The sequence below is a fragment of the Flavobacterium macacae genome (assembly GCF_003865365.1).
GTDB classification, from domain to species: Bacteria; Bacteroidota; Bacteroidia; order Flavobacteriales; family Flavobacteriaceae; genus Flavobacterium; species Flavobacterium macacae.
In genome coordinates this window covers 70,238-95,581 of sequence record NZ_RQVR01000007.1, presented here as the reverse complement: position 1 = coordinate 95,581, position 25,344 = coordinate 70,238, and the positions used below count along the sequence as shown (strand labels likewise).

The 25,344-nt window shown below is 35.3% G+C and carries 25 protein-coding genes; 4 read left to right on the top strand and 21 right to left on the bottom strand.

Features of this window, described 5'->3' with window-relative positions; all coding sequences use genetic code 11:
* The first annotated feature begins 191 nt into the window (after positions 1 to 191).
* Positions 192 to 890, top strand: coding sequence for a DUF1826 domain-containing protein (locus EG849_RS07725; protein ID WP_125012505.1), 699 nt, complete (start codon positions 192 to 194; stop codon positions 888 to 890).
* On the opposite strand, the gene aat is transcribed toward EG849_RS07725, so the two are convergent.
* The 3 genes from aat to EG849_RS07710 form a co-directional block, all read right to left on the bottom strand.
* Positions 887 to 1,531, bottom strand: a complete 645-nt coding sequence (gene aat / locus EG849_RS07720; RefSeq protein WP_125012504.1) for a leucyl/phenylalanyl-tRNA--protein transferase — start codon at positions 1,529 to 1,531, stop codon at positions 887 to 889. The two genes, EG849_RS07725 and aat, sit on opposite strands and share 4 nt — an antisense overlap.
* A gap of 160 nt (positions 1,532 to 1,691) precedes the next feature.
* Positions 1,692 to 2,066: a DUF3127 domain-containing protein gene (locus tag EG849_RS07715; protein ID WP_125012503.1), complete on the bottom strand. Its 375-nt coding sequence runs from the start codon at positions 2,064 to 2,066 to the stop codon at positions 1,692 to 1,694.
* 53 nt (positions 2,067 to 2,119) lie between these two features.
* The gene (locus EG849_RS07710; protein ID WP_125012502.1) at positions 2,120 to 2,998 is read right to left on the bottom strand and encodes a flavin reductase family protein; all 879 of its coding nucleotides are present in this window, start codon (positions 2,996 to 2,998) and stop codon (positions 2,120 to 2,122) included.
* 130 nt (positions 2,999 to 3,128) lie between these two features.
* On the opposite strand from EG849_RS07710, the gene EG849_RS07705 reads away from it, so the two are divergent.
* Complete coding sequence (locus EG849_RS07705; protein ID WP_125012501.1) at positions 3,129 to 4,274, top strand: sensor histidine kinase; 1,146 nt, start codon at positions 3,129 to 3,131, stop codon at positions 4,272 to 4,274.
* A 75-nt stretch (positions 4,275 to 4,349) separates the two neighbouring features.
* Here EG849_RS07705 and EG849_RS07700 read toward each other — a convergent pair whose 3' ends face one another.
* Together EG849_RS07700 and greA are read right to left on the bottom strand one after the other, a co-directional pair.
* On the bottom strand, positions 4,350 to 4,739 hold the full coding sequence (locus tag EG849_RS07700) for an HIT family protein (RefSeq protein WP_125012500.1): 390 nt from the start codon (positions 4,737 to 4,739) through the stop codon (positions 4,350 to 4,352).
* Positions 4,740 to 4,810: 71 nt separating this feature from the next.
* Complete coding sequence (greA, locus tag EG849_RS07695) at positions 4,811 to 5,287, bottom strand: transcription elongation factor GreA (RefSeq protein ID WP_125012499.1); 477 nt, start codon at positions 5,285 to 5,287, stop codon at positions 4,811 to 4,813.
* Positions 5,288 to 5,451: 164 nt separating this feature from the next.
* Between greA and EG849_RS07690 the strand changes: the two genes are divergently transcribed.
* Positions 5,452 to 5,877, top strand: coding sequence for a Rieske (2Fe-2S) protein (locus EG849_RS07690; RefSeq protein WP_125012498.1), 426 nt, complete (start codon positions 5,452 to 5,454; stop codon positions 5,875 to 5,877).
* A 225-nt stretch (positions 5,878 to 6,102) separates the two neighbouring features.
* Here EG849_RS07690 and EG849_RS07685 read toward each other — a convergent pair whose 3' ends face one another.
* From EG849_RS07685 to EG849_RS07660, 6 genes are all read right to left on the bottom strand, one after another.
* A complete protein-coding gene (locus tag EG849_RS07685) occupies positions 6,103 to 8,334 on the bottom strand; it encodes a TonB-dependent receptor (protein ID WP_125012497.1) in 2,232 nt (743 codons plus the stop codon).
* Between the two features lie 233 nt (positions 8,335 to 8,567).
* The gene (gene arfB, locus EG849_RS07680) at positions 8,568 to 8,969 is read right to left on the bottom strand and encodes an alternative ribosome rescue aminoacyl-tRNA hydrolase ArfB (protein ID WP_125012496.1); all 402 of its coding nucleotides are present in this window, start codon (positions 8,967 to 8,969) and stop codon (positions 8,568 to 8,570) included.
* A gap of 2 nt (positions 8,970 to 8,971) precedes the next feature.
* Positions 8,972 to 11,086: a DUF4301 family protein gene (locus EG849_RS07675; RefSeq protein ID WP_125012495.1), complete on the bottom strand. Its 2,115-nt coding sequence runs from the start codon at positions 11,084 to 11,086 to the stop codon at positions 8,972 to 8,974.
* A complete protein-coding gene (pnuC, locus tag EG849_RS07670) occupies positions 11,047 to 11,670 on the bottom strand; it encodes a nicotinamide riboside transporter PnuC (protein WP_125012494.1) in 624 nt (207 codons plus the stop codon). Before pnuC ends, EG849_RS07675 begins: the two co-directional genes overlap by 40 nt.
* 4 nt (positions 11,671 to 11,674) lie before the next feature.
* A complete protein-coding gene (locus EG849_RS07665; RefSeq protein WP_125012493.1) occupies positions 11,675 to 12,412 on the bottom strand; it encodes a geranylgeranylglyceryl/heptaprenylglyceryl phosphate synthase in 738 nt (245 codons plus the stop codon).
* 90 nt (positions 12,413 to 12,502) lie between these two features.
* Complete coding sequence (locus EG849_RS07660; protein ID WP_125012492.1) at positions 12,503 to 13,138, bottom strand: 4'-phosphopantetheinyl transferase family protein; 636 nt, start codon at positions 13,136 to 13,138, stop codon at positions 12,503 to 12,505.
* Between the two features lie 283 nt (positions 13,139 to 13,421).
* Here EG849_RS07660 and ahcY point away from each other — a divergent pair, with 283 nt between their 5' ends.
* Positions 13,422 to 14,738 (top strand): adenosylhomocysteinase, encoded by a 1,317-nt coding sequence (gene ahcY / locus EG849_RS07655; RefSeq protein WP_125012491.1) that lies wholly within the window; start codon positions 13,422 to 13,424, stop codon positions 14,736 to 14,738.
* A gap of 282 nt (positions 14,739 to 15,020) precedes the next feature.
* Here the strand turns inward: ahcY and EG849_RS07650 are convergent, their stop codons facing one another.
* The 10 genes from EG849_RS07650 to EG849_RS07610 form a co-directional block, all read right to left on the bottom strand.
* The gene (locus EG849_RS07650) at positions 15,021 to 15,488 is read right to left on the bottom strand and encodes a hypothetical protein (RefSeq protein WP_125012490.1); all 468 of its coding nucleotides are present in this window, start codon (positions 15,486 to 15,488) and stop codon (positions 15,021 to 15,023) included.
* Positions 15,489 to 15,503: 15 nt separating this feature from the next.
* Entirely contained in the window at positions 15,504 to 15,935 is a 432-nt protein-coding gene (locus EG849_RS07645; RefSeq protein WP_125012489.1) for a hypothetical protein, read from the bottom strand.
* A gap of 162 nt (positions 15,936 to 16,097) precedes the next feature.
* The gene (locus EG849_RS15815) at positions 16,098 to 16,652 is read right to left on the bottom strand and encodes a hypothetical protein (RefSeq protein ID WP_233581759.1); all 555 of its coding nucleotides are present in this window, start codon (positions 16,650 to 16,652) and stop codon (positions 16,098 to 16,100) included.
* 335 nt (positions 16,653 to 16,987) lie between these two features.
* Positions 16,988 to 17,161 carry a hypothetical protein gene (locus EG849_RS15595; RefSeq protein WP_158611928.1) on the bottom strand — a complete coding sequence of 58 codons (174 nt, stop codon included), beginning with the start codon at positions 17,159 to 17,161 and terminating at the stop codon, positions 16,988 to 16,990.
* A gap of 273 nt (positions 17,162 to 17,434) precedes the next feature.
* The gene (locus tag EG849_RS07635) at positions 17,435 to 18,328 is read right to left on the bottom strand and encodes a hypothetical protein (RefSeq protein ID WP_148096057.1); all 894 of its coding nucleotides are present in this window, start codon (positions 18,326 to 18,328) and stop codon (positions 17,435 to 17,437) included.
* Positions 18,318 to 19,727 (bottom strand): DUF4280 domain-containing protein, encoded by a 1,410-nt coding sequence (locus EG849_RS07630; protein WP_125012487.1) that lies wholly within the window; start codon positions 19,725 to 19,727, stop codon positions 18,318 to 18,320. The genes EG849_RS07635 and EG849_RS07630 overlap by 11 nt, the downstream gene beginning before the upstream one ends.
* A 15-nt stretch (positions 19,728 to 19,742) precedes the next feature.
* A complete protein-coding gene (locus EG849_RS07625) occupies positions 19,743 to 20,492 on the bottom strand; it encodes a hypothetical protein (RefSeq protein WP_125012486.1) in 750 nt (249 codons plus the stop codon).
* Between the two features lie 12 nt (positions 20,493 to 20,504).
* Positions 20,505 to 22,406 carry a phospholipase effector Tle1 domain-containing protein gene (locus EG849_RS07620; protein WP_125012485.1) on the bottom strand — a complete coding sequence of 634 codons (1,902 nt, stop codon included), beginning with the start codon at positions 22,404 to 22,406 and terminating at the stop codon, positions 20,505 to 20,507.
* 17 nt (positions 22,407 to 22,423) lie between these two features.
* Positions 22,424 to 23,479, bottom strand: a complete 1,056-nt coding sequence (locus EG849_RS07615; RefSeq protein WP_262679740.1) for a DUF2931 family protein — start codon at positions 23,477 to 23,479, stop codon at positions 22,424 to 22,426.
* A 56-nt stretch (positions 23,480 to 23,535) separates the two neighbouring features.
* Positions 23,536 to 25,344, bottom strand: a complete 1,809-nt coding sequence (locus EG849_RS07610) for a type VI secretion system Vgr family protein (RefSeq protein WP_125012483.1) — start codon at positions 25,342 to 25,344, stop codon at positions 23,536 to 23,538.

The following is a 25,344-nucleotide window of genomic DNA, read 5'->3' as shown; positions in this document are numbered from 1 at the left end:
TACAATAATACAAAAAAAAGATATTCTTTAAAAAAATTTAGAACAAAAAGAGCTAATTTGTTTAATTATGAAAGAAAATACTTAAAAAAAATAAAATTGAAGGAAAAATTTCACTTAACAATTAAAAAAGCTTTAAGCAATTATCTTTTGTAAGATTTCTTAATTTTGTAAAATACAATTTCTTTATAATTATGGATAAAATACTCCCTGATAACAATCAAACTAAAATTGTTTCTTCTTTTTCAGAATTAGCACAGGCCAAATTTCAGGGAAACAATAACGCGATTTGTTGGCAAAGAAATTTGAGCGGCGATTTTCAAGAAATAGTTTTAAAACTTCAGTTAAAAGAAAACATTACCGAAATTTCTATCGATGATCTTTTAGCATTACAACTATCTGAAAACGGAGCCATCGCAAGAGATGCTATTTTAAACGATTTACAATCCTTAACTGATTTCGGAGCTTTGCCATCGCTTAATCTGCTTAAGAACTATGAAAGAGACGAAGAATTTGATTTCATCTCAACTGATGTTTATTCGTATCACGTGGATCGTTCACCGATTGCAACTGATACTTTTTTATGTACTTATTATGGCGCATCAAGTGATATTTTGGCAAACAACCAAGCCACACAAAAAATTCTAATTCCAGAAATTCGAGAAAAACTGAGAGAATTATACGAAGGCAAAGCAGAAGATTTTGAAAGTTTTTTACAAGAGAATTATTTTGATTTACATTACGAACCTAATTCGAATGCTGTTCCCACAAATTTAGGAATCGGGCTTCTCTGGAGATTGGCAGTTGACCATCCTGAACAGGATGTTTTGCCTTGTATACACCGCGCACCTAAAGAAAACAATGGCGAATATCGTTTGCTTCTGATCTGTTAGATTTCTTTTGAAGTCAATATTCCCATAAAATCTTCACGGTGGATTTCGCGTGCGCCCAAGCTTTCCAAATGATCGTTATGAACTTGGCAATCCAGTAATGCATAATTTTCAGATTTCAATTTCTCGACCAAAAAAGAAAAAGCCACTTTTGACGCATTTGAAACTTTGGAAAACATACTTTCGCCACAGAAAACATGTCCTAAATCAATGCCATACAATCCGCCGACCAAAACATCGTCTTGCCAGACTTCCACTGATTTGGCAAAACCCATTTCGTTTAATCTGCAATAGGCTTCCATCATTTGCTCCGTAATCCAAGTACCTTTCTGTCCGTTTCTTTGGATGGAACTGCAATTTGAAATGACTTCCTTAAAATTTTGGTTGAACGTAATTTTGAAGCTATTTCTGTTCAAAATATTCCGCATGCTCTTTGAAACCGCAAATTCGTCCGGAAAAACCACCATCCGGTATTCGGGCGCCCACCACAAAATAGGCTCGTCCTCTTCAAACCAAGGAAAGATACCGCTTCGGTACGCCAACAATAACCTCTCGGAAGACAGATCGCCTCCCACAGCCAAAATACCGTCGTCATTGGTTTCGTCTACCGGCGGAAAAAACAATTCTCTATTTAAAAAATACATCTTACTGCTAATTTCAATACTCCACTATTACCCAAAGATTCACAAACTACATAAAAAGCATTGTGAAGCTTGGCAAAAAAAACTTTGCATCACACACAAAAACAAAACATAAAAAAACCGCAAAAAAAATTCTGCGGTCTGTTTTTTATTTCTTTAAAGACTAGAAAGGCAAATCGTCGTGCTCTTCTTCCTTAAAGCTTGGAGCCGGTTCAAAAGCGTCTTTCGCTGGCATTGGAGGAACTTGTCCTTGTGGCGCGTCAGCTTGCAGTTTTTCGATTCTCCAGCCTTGGATGCTGTTGAAATATTTTGTTTCACCTTGTGGATTTGTCCATTCTCTGCCTCTCAAGTTGATTGAAACTTTTACCGCCTCGCCTGCTCTATAATTGTTCAACAAATCACATTTATCTTGCGTAAATTCAATCATGATGTGTTGTGGATATTGCTCTTCTGTAGTAACAACCAATTCTCTTTTTTTGAACGCCGCGCTAACCTGCTGTTCTGCGTTAATCACTTTAACTTTTCCTGAAATTTCCATAATTCTCTAATTTATTTTCGTTTATTTATATGGCTTTTAATACAGCCCTTTCATTATTTTCTTTCCGACAGAAGCATTTTCCAAGCAGAAATTACTTCATTATTGTCCAGATATTCCTTTGCTTTCAGGTGAATTTTTTGCTTGTCATCAGAACTCAAAACGCCTTTGACAGCAAAATTTTCGCTTACAAAGATAGCAACTTCTTCTGTTGTAGGCAATGCTTCCACGTTACCTAATTTCCCCAAATCATTTCCGTTAAAAACCGTACTTTCTTTGATAAACTTCGGAATAGCATCTACACCTATTCCCAATGTTGTCAAGGGTTTTTCAACTTCAAAAAGACCTTCGTTGGAACGGGAATACCAATTTCCTCCCAACCTAGAAACCAAGTCAATTTTATGTTGGTCGATTCCTCCGTTTTCATCTAAAACCGCTTTGTCGATGTGCATTTTTACGATTTCGCAAACAATTAAATTCCCTGCACCGCCTTCGGTTCCCAAGCTAATTATCTGCTGGATTTTGCATTCAAACTGAACCGGAGATTCTTTTACTCGAAATGGCTTGACCAAATCAGAAGCAATTGCCGTAAAACCCGCTTTCACAAACTCATTAACACCATCACCATATTCTGTGCTTGACAGCGACGTTTGTTGCACCATATCAAAATTAACTACATTTATCACGACTTCTCCCGTCGCGCGAGCGTTAATCAAGGTGTGTTTTATCGTATTGTCACGAACGCGTCGCGAAGGCGAAAAAACCAAAATCGGCGGATTAGCGCTAAAAAGGTTAAAAAAACTGAACGGAGACAAATTCGGATTTCCGTTTTCATCAACCGTGCTGGCAAAAGCAATCGGTCTTGGACCAACGGAACCCTGAAGATAACCTTGCAATTTTGCTGTCGAAATTTCATTCGGCTCGATACTAATCATAAAAATTTGCGTTTAAACAAAAGTAATAAATTGATTCAATAAGAAAGAATTTAGTATTTAAGACTTATAAACACTTTCGAAATTTTCAGCTTATTTCTTTTGCTTATATTTATACCTCAAAATAAAATTTATGCAGTTTTCTGAAAAAAGAAATGTCACCCGATGGATCATCATCGTAATCTCTTTTATAATTATCACCTTAATTCTTTGGAACACCTACACCTTTTTCCAGATTTTCAAGAATGAAGAAAGGCTTAAAATGAATGTTTGGGCAAAAGCGCAAAAGACCTTAATTAACGCCAATGAAAATACAGAATTAGAACTTCCGCTGGAAATTTTCAGCAATAACACTACCATTCCAATTATTTTAACCGAAAATGATTCGGTAAAAAGCACGGCAAATATTGACGATGAAATTGTTGCAGATAATGAACGGCTAGATAAATTTCTTATTCGTCTTAAAAGCGACAACTTACCGATTGAAATCGAATATGTCCCTGGCAAATTTCAGTATTTATATTACGGAAATTCTTCTTTGCTGAACAATCTAAAATACTATCCGATTGCCTTATTTTTAATTTTATTGCTCTTCGGATTATTGATTTTCAACTTTTATCGGGCCAGCCGAATGGCAACTCAAAACAAGCTTTGGGCCGGAATGGCAAAAGAAACTGCCCATCAAATTGGCACGCCACTTTCCTCGTTATTGGGCTGGATTGAAATTATGAAAGTTGATAATGTAGACGAAACTACGGTAACCGAAATTGAAAAAGACATTGTCAGGTTGCAAACCATTGCGGATCGTTTTTCAAAAATTGGCTCGGAGCCTGTTTTGGAACAAAAAGACATCATCAAAGAAACTGAAGATTCCTACGACTATTTAAAATCCCGTTTTTCAAGCCAAATTGATTTCACCTTTAAAGCGCCCCAACATCCGATTGTGGTTTCCATAAATCCAATTTTGCACAGTTGGACAGTAGAAAATTTGGTCAAAAACGCCATTGATGCCATGAAAGGACGCGGAAAACTATCGATTGAAATTGAAGAAGATTCCAAATTCGTAAAAATAAAAGTCAAAGATTCTGGAAAAGGAATTCCGAAAAATCAATTCAAACGAATTTTTGAACCGGGATATACAACCAAAAAACGCGGTTGGGGATTGGGATTGTCTTTAACTAAAAGAATTGTGGAAGAATACCACGACGGAAAAATAAAGGTCTTTTCGTCAGAAACCGCAAAAGGAACTTGTATGCTGGTTAGTTTTAAGAAGGTTTAATCGCTTAAAAATAAATTGCACTAATTTCCACAAAACAGTTCGTGGTAATTAGTGCAATTCGTGTAAAAAATAGTTTTACAAATTAGCTTTAATCTTTTCTGCTACTTCTTCAAATTCTTCTTTTGTCAATTTCACTTTATTTTGGAAACGCATTTCATCCATTTCATTCAAAGGAATCAAATGCACGTGCGCATGAGGAACTTCCAAGCCGATAACGGCCATTCCTACTCTTTTGCACGGAACTGCTTTTTCTAGGGCTTTTGAAACTTTTCTTGAAAACTTCAATAATCCTAAATACTGTTCTTCTTCCATATCAAAAATCTTGTCGATTTCTTGCTTCGGAATACAAAGCGTGTGCCCTTTTGCATTTGGATTCACATCTAAAAATGCCAAATAATTTTCGTCTTCGGCAACTTTATAAGCGGGAATTTCTCCCTTGATGATTTTGGTAAAAATAGATTCCATTTTGACTTCTTAGATTATTAGACAATGAGACTACTTAGACAGGCGTGAGAATCAGAAATCTCAAATCTGCGTTACTCTCTCGTAATTTCTAAAAGTTCAAATTTTAAAACACCGTTTGGAACGGTAATTTCAGCAATTTCCCCCACAGATTTCCCAAGCAGGCCTTTACCGATAGGCGAAGTCACCGAGATTTTTCCTGATTTCAAATCGGCTTCACTTTCAGCAACTAAAGTATAAGTCATCTCCATACCGTTGGTTTGGTTCTTGATTTTTACTTTCGACAAAACCAACGCTTTTGACAAATCTAATTGTGATTCGTCAATCAATCTTGCATTGGCATACACCTCTTCCAATTTAGAAATTCTCATTTCTAACAAACCTTGCGCCTCTTTGGCCGCATCATATTCGGCATTTTCAGACAAATCACCTTTATCTCTTGCTTCTGCAATATCCTGCGAAGCCTTTGGGCGCTCAATACTTTTCAAGTGATCAAGCTCTTCTTTTAATTTTTTTAATCCTTCTGCGGTATAATAAGATACGTTACTCATAATTTCATCGTTTATATAAATAGAAAAAATCCCATGACCACGGGATTTCTTTCCACAAAGATAGTATTTTTTAATTCAGTTTAAATTTATACGCTGTTCGTATACAAATCCAAAGTTAATTAAATTAAATTTGTTTCCACAATTAAACCTTGAAATTTTTAAAAATGAAAAAGATTCTTCCCTTATTAATTGCCATAATCTCGATTTTAAGCTGTTCAGACGACGACATTCGAACTCGAAATCCCTTCTTGCCAAATTACGCAGTGAATGTTCAAGTAAACTTAAACCTGCCCGCTTACAGTGATTTAAATTATGCTGGAAACGCTGTTTGGATCAACTCCGGGAGCTCAGGAATTAACGGAATTATTCTTTTCAATGCGGGTGGCAGTTATTTAGCGTGGGAAGCCACTTGTCCAAATCAAATTCCACAGAACTGTTCGGTACTTGAAATTTCAGAGCCAAATGTTCTTTGCCCTTGCGACAATGTAACTTACAGTTTATATACAGGCTTGCCAAATGCTGATTTAAGATATCCATTAATGCAATACCGCACTGAAGTTACCGGAAACGTAATTCGTATCTTCAACTAATATTTTTGGGGCGTGACCCCAAGAAAAAGCGAACGCATTTTCTTGGGGTCGGGCTTTTCCCTGCAATCTTTCGCCGGCAAAAAAGCCAGCAAAAGGATTTCCGTTGCAATCCCTCACGCAAACAGTTGTAGTCAATAAACCAACTACAATCCAATTTCCTAAAAAATCAAAAACCCGACAGAAACTAGTGCTTCTGCCGGGCTTTCAAGGGAATTAAAACTAACTCTAAAATTTTAAGGTCACACCAGCCGAGAAATTGATTCCTGCTTGTGGAAAATAACCTGCACCTCCAATCGTGCTGATGCTTCCCGGATTTGAAAAATCATCATCATACGTATAAAAATAACCGTTTGATTCGTATTTGTAATCAAAGATATTGTTCACCAAACCAGAGATAATTATCGATTTAAAAACTGAACTTGTTGTTATTTCATACGAAACATTCAAATCACTAATCGAATAACTATCTAATTTTGAACCTTCTGAATCAATGTTAGACATATACTGTTCTCCTACAAATTTGCTCAAAAGCGAAACCTGCATGTTTTTTATCGGCAGAAAAGTGATCGCGTTGCCCACAATTACGTTAGGCGAAAATGCAATATTGGTGCTTCCTAAATTTTGTAAAACACCATCTCTTTGAAAGTAAAAATCTTCATTTTTGTTTGAACTCACCGTTACATTCGGACGCAAAATAAACTTTTCTGAAACCATAACTTTCGCATCAATTTCCAAACCTAAACGGTAGCTGTTTCCTGAATTCTCACGAAATGGAGCTCCCACATCATTCAACTCTCCGGTTAAAACCAACTGATCTTTGTAACGCATAAAATATCCGTTGATGTTTAATTTGGTTTTTGGCGCGTTGTATCTCCAGCCTAATTCAAAGTCATTCAACTTCTCAGGTTTTGGATTGCCACCTTCATAATCGTTTCGGTTTGGCTCGCGATTTGCCCTCGCGTACGAGAAATAAATATCGTTCGTTTCATTAACGATGTAGGTAATTCCTGCTTTTGGATTAAAGAAATTAAAATTGTCATCCACCAGACCGGTTTCGTTTCCATTGGCTTTGTACGCCACATTTCTGTATTGCAAATCACCAAAAAGGCTCAAGTGATCGCTGATCCTTACGTTTGCTTTTACAAAGAAATTAAGGTCGGTTTTTGTAGAAAAATCATTATAATATTCTAAATCATATTCTGGCAATACGACGCTTCTGGTCCAAAGCACGTTACCACGATGCGCTCCTTCATACTTATTCATTCCTCCTCCAAGAATAAAATCTAACGTTTCATTCTTATAATTAGCAGAAAAAGTGGTTCCGTAAAAATCATTATCCAACCATTTTCTTCGAATTAAATCACTTTCAACAACTTCTTCTCCATCGATAATTTGAGGTGCGATTCCGTATTCAGACAGATCTTCTCCGACTTTATAATTTTCATAATAGCCAATACCTTTGGTGTAATGAAAAGCCAAATTGGTATTCCATTTATCGCTCCATTTTTCATTCCAATGCAATTGATAATGATCTTGGTTGTAATTATCAGTTTCATTGTCATAAAAACGCAAGTTTCCTTGATCGTCAATATATTGCCCTGAAACGTTGTAAGTTCGGTCGTTTTCTAATTTTTCCAGATCTTCCAAACCGTTCCAAGCTTGGTATGTTTTTGCAGTTCCACCAAAAACCAATCCTTTAATCAAGGTTGTTTTTCCGACATAAGTTCCTTGGAAAAAGTAGGATTTCAAATCCGATTCGGCTCTGTCAATATAGCCGTCAGACTTGATATTAGAAACCCTTCCAGCCAATTCAAAACTGTTGTTCATCAAGCCCGTGCTGAATTTCACGGTATGTTTTCTGGTATTAAAACTTCCGAAAGAATTAGAAATTTCGCCATTCGACTCCAAAGCATACGAATCGGTAAGCAAATTCAAGCTCGCACCAAAAGCTCCCGCCCCATTGGTTGAAGTCCCGACACCGCGCTGTAACTGCATACTTTGTACAGAAGACGTAAAATCAGGCATGTTTACCCAAAAAGTTCCCTGTGACTCCGAATCATTGTACGGGATTCCGTTTAAGGTAATGTTCACGCGTCGCGAATCAGAACCACGCACTGAAATCGCCGAGTAGCCGATGCCGTTTCCAGCGTCAGAAGTCGTCACGACTGAAGGCAGATAATTCAGCAAAGCCGGAATATCTTGACCTAAATTTCTCGATTGCAATTCTTTTTTGGTGATGTTTGTAAAAGTCACCGGAGTCTGCGCCGTAACACGGACTGCCGAAACTAAAACCTCATCTAAGGCTGTAACCTTTGTGGTGTCAATTACTTTTTGTTCTTGTGCAAAAAGCGAAACGGAAGAAAATAATGTGATGGTAAAAATAGTTTTTGCCTTAAAAAAGCCCGATCGTTCTGGACTCTTTTTGCAAAGAGGAGATTGTTTGAATAAAGGTTTCATTCGTAAAATTTTACGAAATAAAAGGGGTAATTATTCGGTTGTTAAAATTAAAATTGATGATCTACGACAAATTTATAGCGTGCACTCTAAAAATGTTGTCGTTTTTTCCCTTGGCAGCATTACCCGCCCAGGTTCTTTGGGTATAATCTCAGCTCGTTATTTAGAGCACCCCTTTGAGACAGGGCAAAACTAGCTATAAATTATGAATTTCATATGATGAATCTAGGAAAAATTTAAAAATCAGGTTTTCTCCTGTTTTCCTTTTTCTCTGAAAGATTTCTTTTGTTCTGGATTCGTTTCTTAATCACTGATTTCGGAACTCTTGTCGCCTTCCTTTCCTTTGCAACAATCAAACCTTGCTTGATGATTTGCAAAAATCTTTTGATGACGATTTCTTTATTTTTTAATTGGCTCCGATCTTCATCACAATTTAAAATCAAGATTTTATCGTTGGTCCATCTTGCTTCTAAATTTTGTTCCAAAAGCAATTTTTCTTCTTCACTTAAAGCATTTGATTTCCATAAATCAAAGGACAGCACCACTTTTGAAGCAACCTTATTGACATTTTGGCCACCCGCGCCACTACTCCTGACCGCTTTAAACTTTAATTCAGATGTAATCTTTTCTTGTTCCAATGTTATTGAGGTTGGTGTGGCGATTTTAATAAATCATTCACGGTTTTCACAGGATTAAAGGTAATCAAAGGCACTTCTACAAAAATTGTAATCCATTTGGCCATTGCGCCATTCCACAAACCTGGCAATTCATACGCTTTAATCGGCTTGCCATTTTTAGTTTTTTCTACAATAAAACCGCTGTTATGATCGACAAATTCCTTTAGATCAAATTTTTTACCCTTGTAATTTTTTGTCGCACAGACTAAATCTACCGGATTAAAATGTGTGGCACTTGACAAAATTTTCTTTTGCGCCGGATTTTCAATATCAATTTGAGAACTTTCTACAATTTGAAGCGATTTTCCTCCCTCTTCATCTTTTACCCAAAATGGTCCTCCGCCAGGTTCGCCTTCATTTTTGACCATCCCGCAAACACGGATCGGGCGATTTAAAATCTCTTTCAAATATTCAATCCGATATTCTTTTGCGTATTTTTTAAATTCTGACGTTACCGAAATGTGCAATTTATCTTTTAAGAATAGTAAAATTTCATCAAAGGTTTCTTTTGAAATCGTTTCTGAATCCAGATTTCTTAAAAAACTGAAAATATTTTCTTGTAACTCTAATAATGTTCCGGCAAGCGCTTTTTTATACAATGAAATTACTTCAATGTGATTTTGGATTACATTATCAATGTTTTTAATAAAAATGACATCCGCATACAGGTCATTTAAATTTTCGATCAAAGCACCGTGTCCTCCCGGCCTAAAGAACAATTTTCCGTCTTCAGTCCTAAAAGGATTATTGTTTAAGTCAACTGACAGCGTATCTGTAGATCTGTGTTGGTAGGAAAAAGCCAAACCTATTTTTGTTTTGGATTTTTCCTCAATTTTTGGCTTCACCTGATTCAATATTTCTTCAAACTCGACCTGATGTTCTTCAGAAATTGTGAAATGAAGATGCGAAATAGCATTTGACGAAGCATAAAAGCCACTTTCATTCAAATGCTCTTCAATCGGCGTGGCAAGATGGGTTGCATATTCGTGAAAAGGCAACACTGCTTTAGGCTTTGAAGCATAATCAAAATGATTTTGGTCCAATAGCAATTTTATAAAATGATAGGATTTGGTATCGTTATCCCAAGATTTGTATTCTGGATATTTTGATTTTGTATATTCTTTTAAAGCTTTATAAAACGGAAATTTATCTTTTCCTATCAAAAAAATAGACAAATCTGTACATTTAGTTCTATTAATGTAAGCATTAACAGATTCTTTTCCGAGCTTAAATTCATTTAAAAATTCACTTAAAAACTTAAACATTCGGCTTGCGGCACCCGAAGCCGGAACAAATTTCTGCAGTTTTAAGCTGTCTTTTTTTAAATCGAATAAATTAGCATAATATTTCGCTTCACTTTCGGAAAGCGCCCTAATCCCGTTATTTAAAGAGGCTGATTTTTCAAGAATGATTTTTGGAATTCCTTTTTTAAAAACTTCTAAACCGTTTATTACCGTGTCAATTTTTATCCCTTGGCTGTAAATTTGGACAAAATCATAAGAGGAAAACCCGTGCTGTTTCGCTTTCGTGTAGTCTTCAATAATACCGACCGCTTTTTCAAGACGCTCGTCCTGATTCCCTGAAATTAAAATATAAGGCTTTTTATTTTCAACCAACGCTTTTTCAAATTTCTCTAAAAGCATGGGGCGTTCATTGGGTTTGTCGCGCAAGTCATCTTTTTCAAAAGGAACATCAATATCGGTTAACAGAAACAAATCATACTTGTGTTTTATCGCCGCTTTATCTAAAATTGGATCACAGAAACCATAATATATTTCAGAAAACACTTTGGTACACATCAAATTAGTGTCTGAAAAAAGATATTTCTCTGTTGTCTGTAACGCTTCATTTTCAAGCTTCATTTGCCCAATGGCAATCGGAATCAAATCTTCAGCTGTGCATATTTCTCGAGAAACATTCCATTTTTCTTGAAGATATTCACGCGCAAATTCAGGAATCCAGGTGGCTTGAAATCTTTCCCCCAATTGTTTTGCCAAAGTCGTCTTCCCAGTAGATTCGGGACCGTACAATGCTATTTTTATTTTATCTGTTCCTTGTTGTTTAAGATTTTCCTCCATTCGATGTAAGCCATTATAGCCAAAATTGTAAAAAATATGTATTGCACAGCTAACATTCCCAATCCCCTATCGGCATAAAGTGGCACTGCGATAGCGTCACCGATGATCCATAAAGTCCAGTTTTCAATTTTCTTCATTGCCATGTACCACATTCCAGTAAAAAATATTCCGGATAAGACGATATCTATATAATTTGCCGGCAAAATTTCTTTATCGAATAAATGATACACTACATAAGTTACAGCAATAGTAAGAAAAAATAGCACAATTCCAATAACTTTTTGCTTGGTATTTGTGCGTGAAATGGAAACTACATGTACGTCGCCTTTCATTCTAGACCAATTAATCCAGCCATAAATGCTCATTATTGAAAAATAAATATTCAGAACCATTTCTGCTAAAAATCCGGCTTTAAAAAGCAAGTAAACCGTTAAAAATGTGGCTATAATTCCCGTGGGATAGACTAATATATTTTCTTTCTTGGCATAATAAACGCTCAAAATCCCAAAGACAAAAACCGTGGCTTCCGTCACAATATCAAATGTGGTCGCGTTTTTATAAGTATCAAGGAAAAAATCAATCATTGTTTTAAAAATTGGAATTAGTAAAAAAATTAGTGTCGTTTTCAAAAGCGGTTCCGATGACAACCAAATCTGCTCCAGCAAAAAAAGCTTCCTTTATTCCGTCAAAAGTAGTAATGCCACCGCCGACAATTAATGGAATTGAAATGTTTTTTGCCACCAAAGAAATCGTTTCTAATGGCACTGAAAGTTTGGCTCCGCTCCCGGCTTCAAGGTAGATTAATTTGCTTCCTAAAAACTCGCCTGCCAAAGCGGTATCCACCGCAATTTGCGAATTATGTCTTGGCAACGGAATGGTTTTGCTCACCGATGCAACGGCTGTTTTATTACCACTTTCAATTAAAATATAACCCGTGGAAATAATTTCGAGCTTTGATTTTTTTAAGATAGGCACCGCTCTTACTTGGTGTTCGATTAAAAAATCGGGATTTCTGCCCGAAAGCAGACTCAAGAATAAAATGCCGTGGGCTTGGTTTGAAATTTGCGACGGATTTCCTGGAAAAAGTAAAATGGGGAGTTTTATTTTTTGTTTTAATTCTGAAATCAGCTCGTCAATCGTGTTGTCTGTAACAATGCTTCCGCCAATAAAAATGTGGGTTGCCGGCGATTGATTGATTTTCGGAATTATATTTTGAAGCGAATCTGTGGTAATTTTATCCGGATCTAAAAGAATGGCCAATAATTTTTGGTTCGCACTTTTGGCTTGCAGTATTTCGGTATAAATGGTTTGATTTTTTTGTTCCACAGCGATTGCAAAATTTTCACAAAGCTACGCAAAGAAAATTAGATAATCTGGCACTTAGATCAGACAGCACTGCTCGAATCTTAGAAAAATTTACTTTTCAAACGCATAAACCAACGTGTAATTTTCAATTTCTTCAAAGCTGATTTCAAATTTCACATTTAGGTTTTCAAAAGTCAATAACGCTTCTGCTTTTAAGTCTGCCATTTCAAACGGAGCCACAAAAATATGGTCTTTAAAACTGATTCCTTTTTCATTTCTGATTTTAAAAACGGCTTCTTTGATGCCCCAAATTACAGTTAATTTCGAAATATAATCTTGTTGGTTTTCTTTGTTTAGAAATAAAAATTCAGAATCATCTACGAATTTATCGGCTATTCTTATAATTTTTTCCCTGCGTTGTTCGATATCGATTCCCACGTTTTTGTCACTTAAAATAATGGCAGAAAAATCAAAAGAATGGGTTATTGAAATGTGGTTCTCATTATCCAAAGCAGGCTTTCCGTAATCGTCATAATGCAATTGCAGGTCGTTGTGGCCTGTTTCCTGCAATAATTTCCGAACGCTTAAAAAAGCTCTTTGGTGCGTTTCTGACTTCATTCCTTGCAACCTTGTAAGTGTTTTTTCTTTTAAGAGGACTTCAGAGAAAAGCGCGTCGAAGCTTTCGGTAATTTTCCAGATCAAGATTTTGGTATTCGGATTGTATTGTATGGTTTTATGTAAAGGCATTTTGTTTAGGTTCAGGTTTGGGTTTAGGGCTTTGAAGTGTGGTGAATGGACTTACTTTAACTGCAAAGATGCAACGTTTTTGCTAAGTTCGCTAAGCTTTGGGTTGATTTGAACGCCAATAACTATTGCTTTTTTTCTATGCCACAATTCTAAAATCTCACTCCTAACTACTTTAAAAACATCGCATATTAAACAATCCTTAAATAAAATTTATAGATTATTTTAATAAAAAGTAATTCCGTAATTTTGCATAAATTTTGATAATACAAATATATACAAATAGATGAGTACAACGACATTACCTTTTGTGGCTTATAAAGTGAAAGACATTTCTCTTGCAGCTTGGGGAAGAAAAGAAATTGAATTGGCGGAAGCTGAAATGCCAGGTTTGATGGCGCTTCGTGCTGAATTTAAAAATGAGCAACCGTTGAAAGGTGCAAGAATTGCTGGTTGTCTTCACATGACAATCCAAACGGCAGTTTTGATCGAAACTTTAATCGCTCTTGGAGCTGAAGTTACTTGGTCTTCTTGTAATATTTTCTCAACGCAAGATCAGGCTGCTGCTGCCATTGCTGCTGCTGGAATTCAAGTTTATGCTTGGAAAGGCTTGAACGAAGAAGATTTTGACTGGTGTATTGAGCAGACTTTATTCTTTGGTGAAGACCGTCAGCCTTTAAATATGATTCTTGATGATGGTGGTGACTTGACCAATATGGTTATCGACCGTTACCCTGAATTGGTTGCCGGAATCAAAGGTCTTTCTGAAGAAACGACTACTGGCGTTCACAGACTTTATGAAAGAATGAAAGCTGGAACTTTGCCAATGCCTGCAATTAACGTAAATGACTCGGTTACTAAATCGAAATTTGACAACAAATATGGCTGTAAAGAATCTGCTGTTGATGCAGTTCGTCGTGCAACTGACTTGATGTTGGCTGGAAAAAGAGTAATCGTTTGTGGCTATGGTGACGTTGGAAAAGGAACTGCGGCCTCATTCAGAGGTGCTGGTTCTATTGTAACGGTTACTGAAATTGACCCAATTTGTGCGCTTCAAGCGGCAATGGACGGTTTTGAAGTAAAAAAATTAGATACTGTTATCGCTAACGCGGATATCATTATCACGACTACTGGAAACAAAGACATTGTGCTTGGTTCTCACTTCGAGAAAATGAAAGACAAAACTGTGGTTTGTAACATCGGTCACTTTGACAATGAAATTGACATGGCTTGGCTGAACAAAAACCACGGAGCTACAAAAGTTGAAATCAAACCACAAGTTGATAAATATACAATCGCGGGAAAAGACATCATCATTTTAGCTGAAGGCCGTTTGGTAAACCTTGGTTGTGCAACTGGCCACCCAAGTTTTGTGATGAGCAACTCCTTCACGAACCAAACTTTGGCTCAAATCGAATTGTGGAAAAACAGCGCTTCATACAAAAATGAAGTTTATATGCTGCCAAAACATTTAGATGAAAAAGTAGCTGCTTTGCACTTGGCTAAATTAGGAGTTGAATTGGAAACATTGAGAGATGACCAAGCGGCTTACATTGGCGTTGAAGTTGCAGGCCCTTTTAAACCTGAATATTACAGATATTAGTATTGAGAAATCAGTATTGAGAATAGAGAAACCCTTGCAGCGATGTGAGGGTTTTTTATTTTGAATAATTCGTAAGCTAATCTGGCATGCGCAATTTATAAGCTTCGGCTTCTTGTTTCGCTTGAATCTATAATTTGCTTTAAATTTGGAATATTATAGTAATTATTTTTCTTTATGATTTGAATAATTTCTGGTTGTGAAGATGCGATATTATAAATCACGGTGGCTTCATTGTTCCAAACTGTCGCATTTTCCTTTTTATATTTTTCGGTTGCCGGACTTTCAATACTTGCAATATAAGCGATGATTTTCGCCTTGTCTGCTTTTATAAATTTCTTCGATGGATCCTTGTCCTTCATTAAAAACATTGTCCACATCGCCGTCAAATAAGACTAAGGCATACTTTGCGAGCGCATACACAAATCTATTATCTGAGGCAGTTGTATTTAGTTTTGCGAAATCAAGCAAATCAGTACGCACGTCTAAATTTCCGTCGCAATCTTTTGCAAAGAAAAGTTCTCCAATTTTTTGAGTCTGCTTTGGCGTTGCTTTGTCATATTTAGTATAAAAATCATTCAGAACAAGTTTGTTTATTTTCTCATTTGTATCATATCCGTAGGTAAAAACAAGCATTTTCAAGAAATCTTTGTCATTAGCCAAAAGCCATTCTAAATCAGCTTTGCTGTCATTAAAAAGAAACTTATTTCTTGCCAAAACGGTTCTTAAATTCTGTGACCTTTCTCGAGACAAATCGGGTTTTACATTTCACTTATAAATTTTAATTTCGTTAGTTTCTTCAGGCAAATCATTCTCAAAAGTTACTATTTCAGGAAACATTTTTTGATACTCCAAAATCTCTGGAATAAAGAACAATTCAGAAAGAAAATTTCCATCCTTGCTGATGTAATTTACATAATCCAAATCTTTATTTTTCAAAAATTTCATTTCCTTTTCACAAGGCGAAGTGAAACTTACAATAACAGTTTTTTTATCAGAACTGAAATCAAGTTTTCTATTAAAAATGCTTTCTATTCTTTTTCCAAATTCTTCATTTGCTGGAGATTTATAGCCATTGCTTGTCAAATATCCTTTCAAAATTGCATTAGAAGCATTTAAGTCCTCTTCAGTCAAATCATAATTTGGATAATCTGTCTCGTCTTTCTCTGCAGCATAACCAGCTTCGAGTTGCTTTTTCACTAACGGTTCGATTTCATTACTATAAAGAATTTCACCGTTATTTTGTCCTATTTTCTACCTGCTTTTTTCTTGGCAGGAAATAAATACGAATAATAAAAAAAGTGCTAACCTTGTTACTTTCATTGAATTTTCGATTTTTTATAAATGTTGATTATTCAAAAATTATTGTTTGTATCCAGCCGGACTTGGCGTCGGATTGTCGCCTCCGCAAGTTCCTTCGTATTCACATTCTTGCACATAAACCATGTCATATTCTGCTCTTTCCCACCATTCTTTGAATTTTGGCAGGTTGTAAAAATTATTTTGCCAGATTATTTTCAAATCATTTCCAAGCCAATAACGCAGCCTTCCCATCATCTTATTTTGACTTTTATAATTAGAATCGTATTTATATTGTTCTGCAAAATAAACGATGTGTGCTGCGATTTTTGTTCTTTCGGATGCTGACAATCCCTCTATTTTATTTTTTTCAAAATCGGCAAAATAATCGATATACTCCTGAATATTATCCAGTAAAAGCGGCTGTATATTTTTATCAGGATTATAAACAGAATGAAGCGCTTTATAGATTGCAAGCTGATTTTTTATCGTTCCGTCACATTGCTTTGTCCAAAATAATTTCCCGAATTCCTCTAGATTATTCTTGTCGAATTTTGTCCTTTTGGCAATCCATTTTAAAAGTTCAGCATCGTCAGAATAACCGTATGTCTTGTACAAGCTTTCTAGAAAATTCTGGTCATTATCTGAAAAAACCTTGTAAAAAAATACGGGCTCAAGCCAGCGCTTTGTTGAAAAGTGTGCGGCAGTGAAAAAGAGTGCTCGCCTTCATGTAAAACGGTGCTGTTTGTGGCCAAACCAGTGTTGTGAATAAATTTACGACTTTTTCATCTCCGGTTTCTGTAATGGTCGCAACCGAACTGTACACGATTTTTTTTTTGCATAAATATTGAAATCACTTCCCGTGGATTCCAGAATTTTTCCGCCGACTATGGCAGTTTTGCTCATATTGGCATTACTTTACGAAATTGATTTCTGTTGTAAATTTTTTAGAATTATTGATTCGTTTTGGTACTATTCCAACCACTCCAAAATTCTTCATAATAATCGGTCTCGACAATGATTCCGTTAAAAAGCAAAGGAGATTCGGTGGACATTGCCGTGGGCAGTATTGAAACTTTAATTTCCTGTCCCACATATTTTTGTGCTTTGTCAAGGGCCTGGCTCACAAACTTTTGACAAAGGTTTCAGAAGTGAAAATCTATGACGCGCCTGCACTTTTTGGTCGATAATCAATTTTGAAAATCGGGTTAATGTTTCTCCGGAAATTTCTATAACAATCTTTGTACTGATAGGCATAATAGTAGTTTTTAAGGTTAAAATAAATTTGGAGGAAGATACTTACATCGTTAAATTGAATTTACTATTTTTTTTATAATTTAATATGATTTTCAAAGAGAAATCTTTACAAAGCACTGACTATTAATTCAGTAAACAGAAAATCATTTAAAAGACTCTATTATTTCCTTATCTGCTTTTGGTCTTTTATCTACACTTTTGGTTTTTAGATTTGATTGGTATTTAATATAGCTGTATTCTTTGGACGTAGAGAATTGTTCCCATTTTACAGATATTGAATCTAATGATGTTTTTTTATTTTGGTATAATTCAATTTCTGAAGAAACTCTTTCGTCGTTTTTTGAAATGTGATATTTTACAAATTTTGCAGATTCACTATTTTTTACTTTTTTAAAATTTTTACTATCGGCTTTTACAAAATTCCCAGATTTATCATAATTATATTTCACATGTTGCTGAAAATATTGATCATCAGTCTGGTAATTTTTATTTTTTATATCTATTGAAATTAGTCGAAAATTTTTATCTGATTTCACAGCGTTCCAATTTTTATTTAAAGGTTCTAAAAGGATCGCATAATCACCCAAGCCCTCTTTCGCCAAATACACAATTTCTAAAATTGATTTTTCTGTAAGTACTTTTTGTTTTAAATAATTATAATAAGCATCATTCACTTTATAGATATCATCATTGATAAATAGGGTGTTTTTTTCAAAAGCGATTTTCAGTTTTTCTACTGATTGCTGGTCTTCTTGAAAAACAAAGGTTATTGCGTTTGATTTTATGTTTTCATAAGTATATTGGTATTTTTTTTCAAAACGGCCAACATCGTCAGTTGCGGTTTTATAAACCATAACAGTATCATTATTTTGAGGAAAAACGGCATAATAATTTTCAATTGTTTTATTTCCGTCTTCAATCGTAACTTCCTGCAAATGAGAAATTTTATATTTTTGAATGCTATTTTTCGGCATGCAAAAGGAAAGCAAAATACTGCTCAAAATCGCCAATGTCATTATATGAACTTTATTTTTCAACTGCTGTATCATTTGTTAGTCGTGTTGCTGTTAGTTTCCAAAAAATACTTTTCCCTGCGGTAATTGTTCCCGAAATTCCTTTTGCGGTTTTCACGCCTGTATCATAATAAAAATGGCCAGTTGTCCAATAATTTTGATTTTTAAAATCTGCCGCAGGAATTGGATATTTAATTCTATCTGGTACATTAACCTCTTGAAATAAAGGTTTTCCATCTTTTCCTTTCACTTGTTTACCGTCTTTTCCTAGCACAGGTTTTTTTACTTTTTTTGTAATATGTTCGTGATCTCCTTGATGAGTTTGTTCGTTGTGATTTCCTTTGTCTTTATATCTTGAAGAAGTTCCGTTTGCCGCAAGAAAATCATCATACACATCTTTTGGAATTTCAATGAATTTGTATTCATCAAATTTATTTTGACCTAATTTATTATAAGGATTTGTTTCAGAATTTCCCCAAGCTAAAAAGTCAGTTCCGTCCCAAAACTCAGCTCCTTTTGTCAAATCATCCTTTCCTTGTAAGACATAAATCAGGGCTTGTCTTGTCAACTTTGATTTTATATCTTTTAATGTTTCGTTCATTAAAATTTTACTCGGAACAGAAGAATATCCTGTTGATAGTAATTTCTTCCAAGTTGATTTTACGTTTTTTGACCTGTTAAAACTTGTGTAAGCAATACATTTTAATTCTTTTAAATCGTCTTTTCCTGCTTCGTGCTTAACAATATATGCAATGTAGCAAAAATCTGGATGCGTAATATTTGTATCACCTTCTTTTAAAAGTTGAGCATCTTTAAATACCTCAACTGGTTTTCCATCGGTGCCATTTTTAGTTTCTTTACCAGAACAAACATACACGTCATTTACGCTTCCTGTATATTCTGTTTTATTTGCTTTGCCTTCAAAACTTCCATCAGCATTATAAAAATGTCCGTTGACCAAAATCTCTTGAGGAATTGGCGCAGCGATAGTTTTAATTTCAGCAGGCTCGCTCTTTTGTCCGCTATCAGTAATTTCAATAGTGCTTCCTCCATAATTGCATGGAATTGTACTTTTTTTCAATAATGGAAATTGATCCTGAACCTTTAAAGTCCCCACATCTTTCCATTCACCAAGTTGCATGACTGCCACACATGGAGCTGCTGCATTGGGACTTTTTAAACAATTTCCCATAAAAATGAGACTTCGCATATCTTTTTCGACAACAGTTGCAGTCAATTTATCTTGTGTTGTGGGCGTGTCAAAATTTACTTTCAGAATTCCTTGTGGATTTGTGCAAAGCTTGCATTCAATTTTCGCACCATCAATTACAAGCTTCAATTCTTCTGAAACTTTGTCTTCTTTTTCACGCACTTCCCGTTTTTCAGCTATTGTTTTATTATTATTCTCTTTGACATTTTCCATAGCTATTCTTTTTAATTAGCCTAAAAACAACGCTCCATATTTAATCGAATGCATTTTGTTTTCACATACAATTAGCGCTTCTTGCAATTGAAATTCATTATAAATCAATTCTCCTTTATATTCATCTATCGCTTCTGATTTTCCTTCAATTTTATATTTTACAAAATCTCTTTTCTCAGGAAATATTTGTTCATTCACAATAGTATATTCAAAATCTTCTATTCTTAATTCTCTTTTTATTGGCATTTCCCATAAAAGATAATTCCCAAATAATCCGTGAAAATAAAGACCGAACATTTTATAGTCTGACAGAAAATCTATTAACTGTGATTCATTATTTAAAATTCTACCAATATTTTTAAAATAGCTATAAACCGAAGCTCCAATGTAATCTTGTTCTAATTCTTCTTGTTTCAAATTCCATCGAAATTGCAACGCTTTTAAATTATATATTTTTACAATTTTTCCAGAAAAATCAACTCCTGCTTCAATTTCGTCGAATACATAACCCAATTGTTTTATGAGATATTCATCTGCAATTGACACATTGCTTTTTATGGTTATTTTTGATGTGAAAATTTGATAAATTTCCAAGCTATCTTGTTTTTCGATTGGCATAATCATTACATCTCTGATGCAAGATTTTTGAATTGGTCTTTTTTCATTTGTAAAATCATCAATTATTGTTTCAAATCTATAGTTGTATTGTGCTCCAACTTGAGGTTTGAGATAATATTCTTTTAAGCCGCGAACTATAGATATCATTCATTTTTGTTTTTAATGTTCTCCTCTTATTCTATTTTTATTGGGCTCCATGCCAAACCAGTCTCGTGATGCCGACCAGTGAAAATATTCGTTTCTGAGCTTACGCAACAGCGTTTGCGGATGATATGCCGTTATCACGACCTCTTCAATATCTATTGTAATAATATCTTCTTCAGGCTCTTCGGGAGTTGGGAATTGAGATGGCATTGTTGGCCAATATTGTTTCTCTCCTTTAAATCCTGGAGCATTTTGTTCTTGATGAATTTTATTTTTTTCAATTTCTTCAAGCATTTTTTCAAGATTTTCTCGATTGATTCTATCTTGTTTTCTTTGAGCTAATTCTTCATCACTCTCAAAATCCCACTCCGGAATTTCATCTTTCATGTATCCATCAAGATATGTTTTAGCTTGCTCCAAAAGAGGCATTCCAGAAATGCTATATCTTAGTGTCAAATCTTCAATAATTGCTGTACTCTTTTCTTGCGTTTTCATTATTTCTTTGCCAAATTCTTCCATGAAATGCAAAGGCAAATAGCTGTATTCTTTTTTAACAAAACGAGTGCCGCTTAATTTTCTATAAACGATGCCACTTGTCAGCCAATTCCAAAATTTATTATTTATTTCTATCTCACCATCCTTATACCATCCACCAGCAATAAGCTCTTCCATGTAGTTTTTCAACTTCCATAGAGGCTTATGGTTTGACGTTTCTATTTCGTCTTTATATTCGGTTTCATTTTCATAAGCTCCGCCGATATCGCAATGCACTCCCGGAAGATTTTTTTCGATTGACCGATCTTTAATTTGGCGTATTCTGGTAAGAGCAAAGTTCTTGCGATGCTCATCTTTTGCTGTAAAATGTACCATCTTCTGAAAGTATCCCAGATTATTCAATTGCAACTCTTCAACATCATCATTAAAATGACTTGAAACAACTTCTTTACTTGCTTTAAGTAAAAATCCATCATCTTTTAGTTCACCAAATGCGTCATATTCGCCAAGTCTGTTTCCTGATTCACCATAAGAAGAAACGGTGTCATAGATTCCAACAAAACGAATTACGACCGTGACAGCTTCAATTTCTTTTATGGTTAAGTCAGTCTCTTTCAAGATTGAATATCCAAGATGTCCCATTCCCGGAAGTTTATTCTGTACTAAAATCCCAGAATTTACTTCTAATCCATCAGCATCACCAATTGCGCTTCTGTATTTCTGGACTGGCATACCACTTTGTGAATAAGGATTTATCGGATGATAGCCATCAGGCATGTTAAAAGGTTTTGCTTCGTATGATTTTTTTACGTTGACTTCATGCACAAAATTTCGAGCAGATGCAGCGCCACGACTGAAACCAAAAACATCAAAAGTAATTTTGGTCAAAATCTTGTCTGCATTATTTTCCTTCTGCAACTCCTTATTTATTTTATTAGAAGCCATTTCGCAAGCCTTTCTTACTTTAGCCCTTACTCCGGTTAGTCCCGCACCAAATGCAAAACCGTCTTGACTATCTTTTTGTTTGTCATCGGTTCCCATTCCTTCCACATAAATTCTATATTCTTTATCGCAATATTTCCACATTCTTGCCACATTTGTGTAATCATTGCTATAGCTATTATCAGTTCCCATCTTATCCAAGTAAGTTCTATGAGATCCAATAAGATATTGTTCATATTCATTTGGTTTTTCAGGAAATCCGCGTTTTTTTAGTTGTTTATATGCTTCTTCATCTTTTTTTACAGATTCAGCTATTTGTTCATCCCTAAGATTTTCTACACCTCCATTTCGATATTTTCTACGAAGCTCTGTGTTTGTTTTATTATTCAAAGTTCCATCTATAAATACGCCAAAAGTGAACTCTAATTCTTCATCTGGGGCCTTTGATTCACCTGTGTTATATACAAAACTCTTTCCCATATTCTTGCTTTTAAATCTTAATCTCTTTTTGACTTGAAAACATTAATTTTATTTTCTTTCAATCCTACCGATTGGTCTGCAGTTTTTAATACGGCAATAACAAACGTGTTTGTTTTGTTAATTGAAAGCTGTACTGTAATCTTTGCAGATGCGTCTTTTTTATAAATCGTTTCGAAGGCCTTAAAAATTTCTGCCTCGCTAAATTGTATAAATCCACCGTATAATTGCCCTGATTCATCACGCCAACTGAGTCCGAATTCTTTTGGAATTGCTCTTTCTTTAAAGTTTTCTTCCTTAAAATTTTCAGGCAACAAAGCATCTCTTTCACCATTAAACAGCACATATCTTACAGATGAAATCGTACCCTTTTCTCCGGCGACAAAATCTATACTCCAATTGTATTTTTTTCTGTATGTGTCCCAAAGTCCAAATGGAATAGGTTTGCCGGCATTGGCTTTTTGAACTTCAAGTGGCACAAAACTTTCTCTTGCCATAATTCTTTTGGTAGTTGCTTCATCAAAAAGCAACTTGTCATGACCATCAAGTTTATCAATTTCTTCTTGAGGAATTTTTATTGGAGTCGCTTGGTATCTTCCAATTTCGACTTGTTTTCCAGCGCCTGCGAGCCAAACGACTACAACACCGCCAGGAGCAAATCCAACCAAAATCACATCATATTCTGCTTTTCTCCTTCCCCATTTTTTATTTTCTTCTGGGTAACCTTCTTTAAATAATTTTACCATTTTTTCATAATCAATCAGCGTATCGATATCATAAAAAACATTTTCTGCATATGAGATCCAAGTCAAGTTCAATCGATTTGGCACTGGTTTTATGCCAGTACTCATACCGCTTCCAAGCTCTCCCCAATTTCCAGTATCTGGACCGATACTTAAACTGACATAGCTTGCGCTTGGTGATTCAAGACCTCCTTTGTAAACCTCAACCGGATATCCCAATGGGCTGTTTATATTTTCTTGCCAATAAAATTTTTCTATGTTCATTGTTTGCTTTTTGTTGTTTTTTGTAACTTCATTAGCTTTTGCATCGTTCTTTTGACAAGAACTTGCCATTGTCAGCAGAAGTAAAATTGTACTTAAAAGAGGTTTTATTATTTTGACCATTTTGACTATCCTTTATTTACTTTAGCATCAATTGCACCTAAAACTTTGGCAACACCGGCACTGTGAAAAAATATATCTCCTTGTTCTGCCTTATGAGTTGTGGTTCCTGTGGTTTCTGATAAATCCCCACTAATTTTAACCGTTTTATTTTCGTCAATGTTTTCAAATGCCTCTTTGGCTTTTAGTCGGTCGTTTAAAGTGATGGTTGTAGATCTATTTTCGCCAACATTTGTTATCATGTCTTTTCCTACCGAAATATTAAAATTTTCGCCAATCGTGAAAGTCATGTTTTTTGGGGCATTCACATCAATATTTCCTTTTCCGTCCATTAGCCAAGTATTGCCACTTGGATCTTCGATAAAAACACTTCCTTCTGCATCGTTCATAATCACCTTTGTACCTGATCGTGTTTGAATTACTTTTTTATCATTTCCGGATGTGTGGTATTCGCTCAAAGCACTTCCGTTATACATTGCTCCGAGAACAAATGGTTTTTCGGCATTGCCTCCTTCAAAAGCGATCAACACTTCTTCACCTACTTCTGGAACGAAATAAAATCCCTTTCCTCCCCCAGAATGTGGATTTGTCATTCTAAGCCAAGGTGTATTTGCCCCAGTATCTTTTTGCCAAGCAAATGCCACTTGAATTCTTCCCAAACCAGCCGGATCATCGTTTGAAATAACCGTTGCTGGCTGTGATTCTGCAATAGGGAAACTGTGGACATTTCCATAAGGTGGCGAAACTACATTTTCTGGGACGGCATCAAAAGTGTTGTGATAATTACCAGACTCGTCGCAAATGTGAACAATATCTGTAAGAATATAACTTCCAAAGTTTTGCTCTTGTAATCCATCAGTAAGGTTTCCGGTCAATGAAAATGCAGGTTCTTTGATATTCACAACATCTCCGACTCTCAAACCTGTTTCGTCAGAATCACCTTTTGCAGTTACTAAATCTGCACTTCGAGATTGCAATTGTGTGGTAACACGATCAGTAAGATGTGTTTTTGAATTTCCTTCTTCTAAAGAATGCGAATACAACAAAGTTGAAATGTTTGGAAACATTTTTTTTGAAGTTTCAAAAACTGATTTTGAGTAACCATCTGGTTGGTAATTTACTTCAGAAGAACTTGCTGTTTGCATTTCTCCGTTTGAAGGATCGTATCCTAAGTATTCAAATCCTAAAGATTTTGCACGCATTTCAATATTAAAAGAATGCAACGTTCTTCCATATTCTAAAGTGAAATTTTTAGATTTTGGTTTTCCAAACTGAAGCTCTTCTCCATTGTAAAAAAACCACTGTCCTTTTTTTTGAGCCAGTCTTGCCAAAAAGCCAAAATCGCTTTCATTATACTGAACCGTATAGGGCAAATTTGTGTCTTTTTCTACTGAAACTGCAGGTTTTAAATTAGCCACAGAATAATTCTTAAGCACTTCATTCACAATATCTGACAATGATTTATCAGAATAAGAACGGATGTTTGGCGTGCCTTCCATCATGATCGTCGGACTGTAACCGTTGATGATGATTCCTCCGGAAGCGCCCGCTGTTCTGACCAATTGCGCTTCTGTGATGACACCGTTAAAAGTCAGCGGGGAAGCCGTCATCATATTCGACGGATTTATGCTGATTTTTATGGTTTTCCCTACATAAAGTTGCGCTTTATCAATAGCCTGGCTGACAAATTCCTTTGGAAGCGGCTGCAAAAGTGAAAATCGGTGGTGCGTTTGCACTTTTTGTTCAATCACCAATTTCGAAAAGCGGGTAAGCGCTTCACCTTCGATATCAATTTTTACTTGCGTACTGATTGGCAT

Coding starts and splice junctions, on each gene's coding strand:
- EG849_RS07725 (WP_125012505.1), top strand. CDS start 192: ATGGATAAAATACTCCCTGATAACAATCAAACTAAAATTGTTTCTTCT.
- aat (WP_125012504.1), bottom strand. CDS start 1,531: ATGTATTTTTTAAATAGAGAATTGTTTTTTCCGCCGGTAGACGAAACC.
- EG849_RS07715 (WP_125012503.1), bottom strand. CDS start 2,066: ATGGAAATTTCAGGAAAAGTTAAAGTGATTAACGCAGAACAGCAGGTT.
- EG849_RS07710 (WP_125012502.1), bottom strand. CDS start 2,998: ATGATTAGTATCGAGCCGAATGAAATTTCGACAGCAAAATTGCAAGGT.
- EG849_RS07705 (WP_125012501.1), top strand. CDS start 3,129: ATGCAGTTTTCTGAAAAAAGAAATGTCACCCGATGGATCATCATCGTA.
- EG849_RS07700 (WP_125012500.1), bottom strand. CDS start 4,739: ATGGAATCTATTTTTACCAAAATCATCAAGGGAGAAATTCCCGCTTAT.
- greA (WP_125012499.1), bottom strand. CDS start 5,287: ATGAGTAACGTATCTTATTATACCGCAGAAGGATTAAAAAAATTAAAA.
- EG849_RS07690 (WP_125012498.1), top strand. CDS start 5,452: ATGAAAAAGATTCTTCCCTTATTAATTGCCATAATCTCGATTTTAAGC.
- EG849_RS07685 (WP_125012497.1), bottom strand. CDS start 8,334: ATGAAACCTTTATTCAAACAATCTCCTCTTTGCAAAAAGAGTCCAGAA.
- EG849_RS07675 (WP_125012495.1), bottom strand. CDS start 11,086: ATGGAGGAAAATCTTAAACAACAAGGAACAGATAAAATAAAAATAGCA.
- pnuC (WP_125012494.1), bottom strand. CDS start 11,670: ATGATTGATTTTTTCCTTGATACTTATAAAAACGCGACCACATTTGAT.
- EG849_RS07660 (WP_125012492.1), bottom strand. CDS start 13,138: ATGCCTTTACATAAAACCATACAATACAATCCGAATACCAAAATCTTG.
- ahcY (WP_125012491.1), top strand. CDS start 13,422: ATGAGTACAACGACATTACCTTTTGTGGCTTATAAAGTGAAAGACATT.
- EG849_RS07630 (WP_125012487.1), bottom strand. CDS start 19,727: ATGGAAAATGTCAAAGAGAATAATAATAAAACAATAGCTGAAAAACGG.
- EG849_RS07625 (WP_125012486.1), bottom strand. CDS start 20,492: ATGATATCTATAGTTCGCGGCTTAAAAGAATATTATCTCAAACCTCAA.
- EG849_RS07620 (WP_125012485.1), bottom strand. CDS start 22,406: ATGGGAAAGAGTTTTGTATATAACACAGGTGAATCAAAGGCCCCAGAT.
- EG849_RS07615 (WP_262679740.1), bottom strand. CDS start 23,479: ATGGCAAGTTCTTGTCAAAAGAACGATGCAAAAGCTAATGAAGTTACA.
- EG849_RS07610 (WP_125012483.1), bottom strand. CDS start 25,344: ATGCCAATCAGTACGCAAGTAAAAATTGATATCGAAGGTGAAGCGCTT.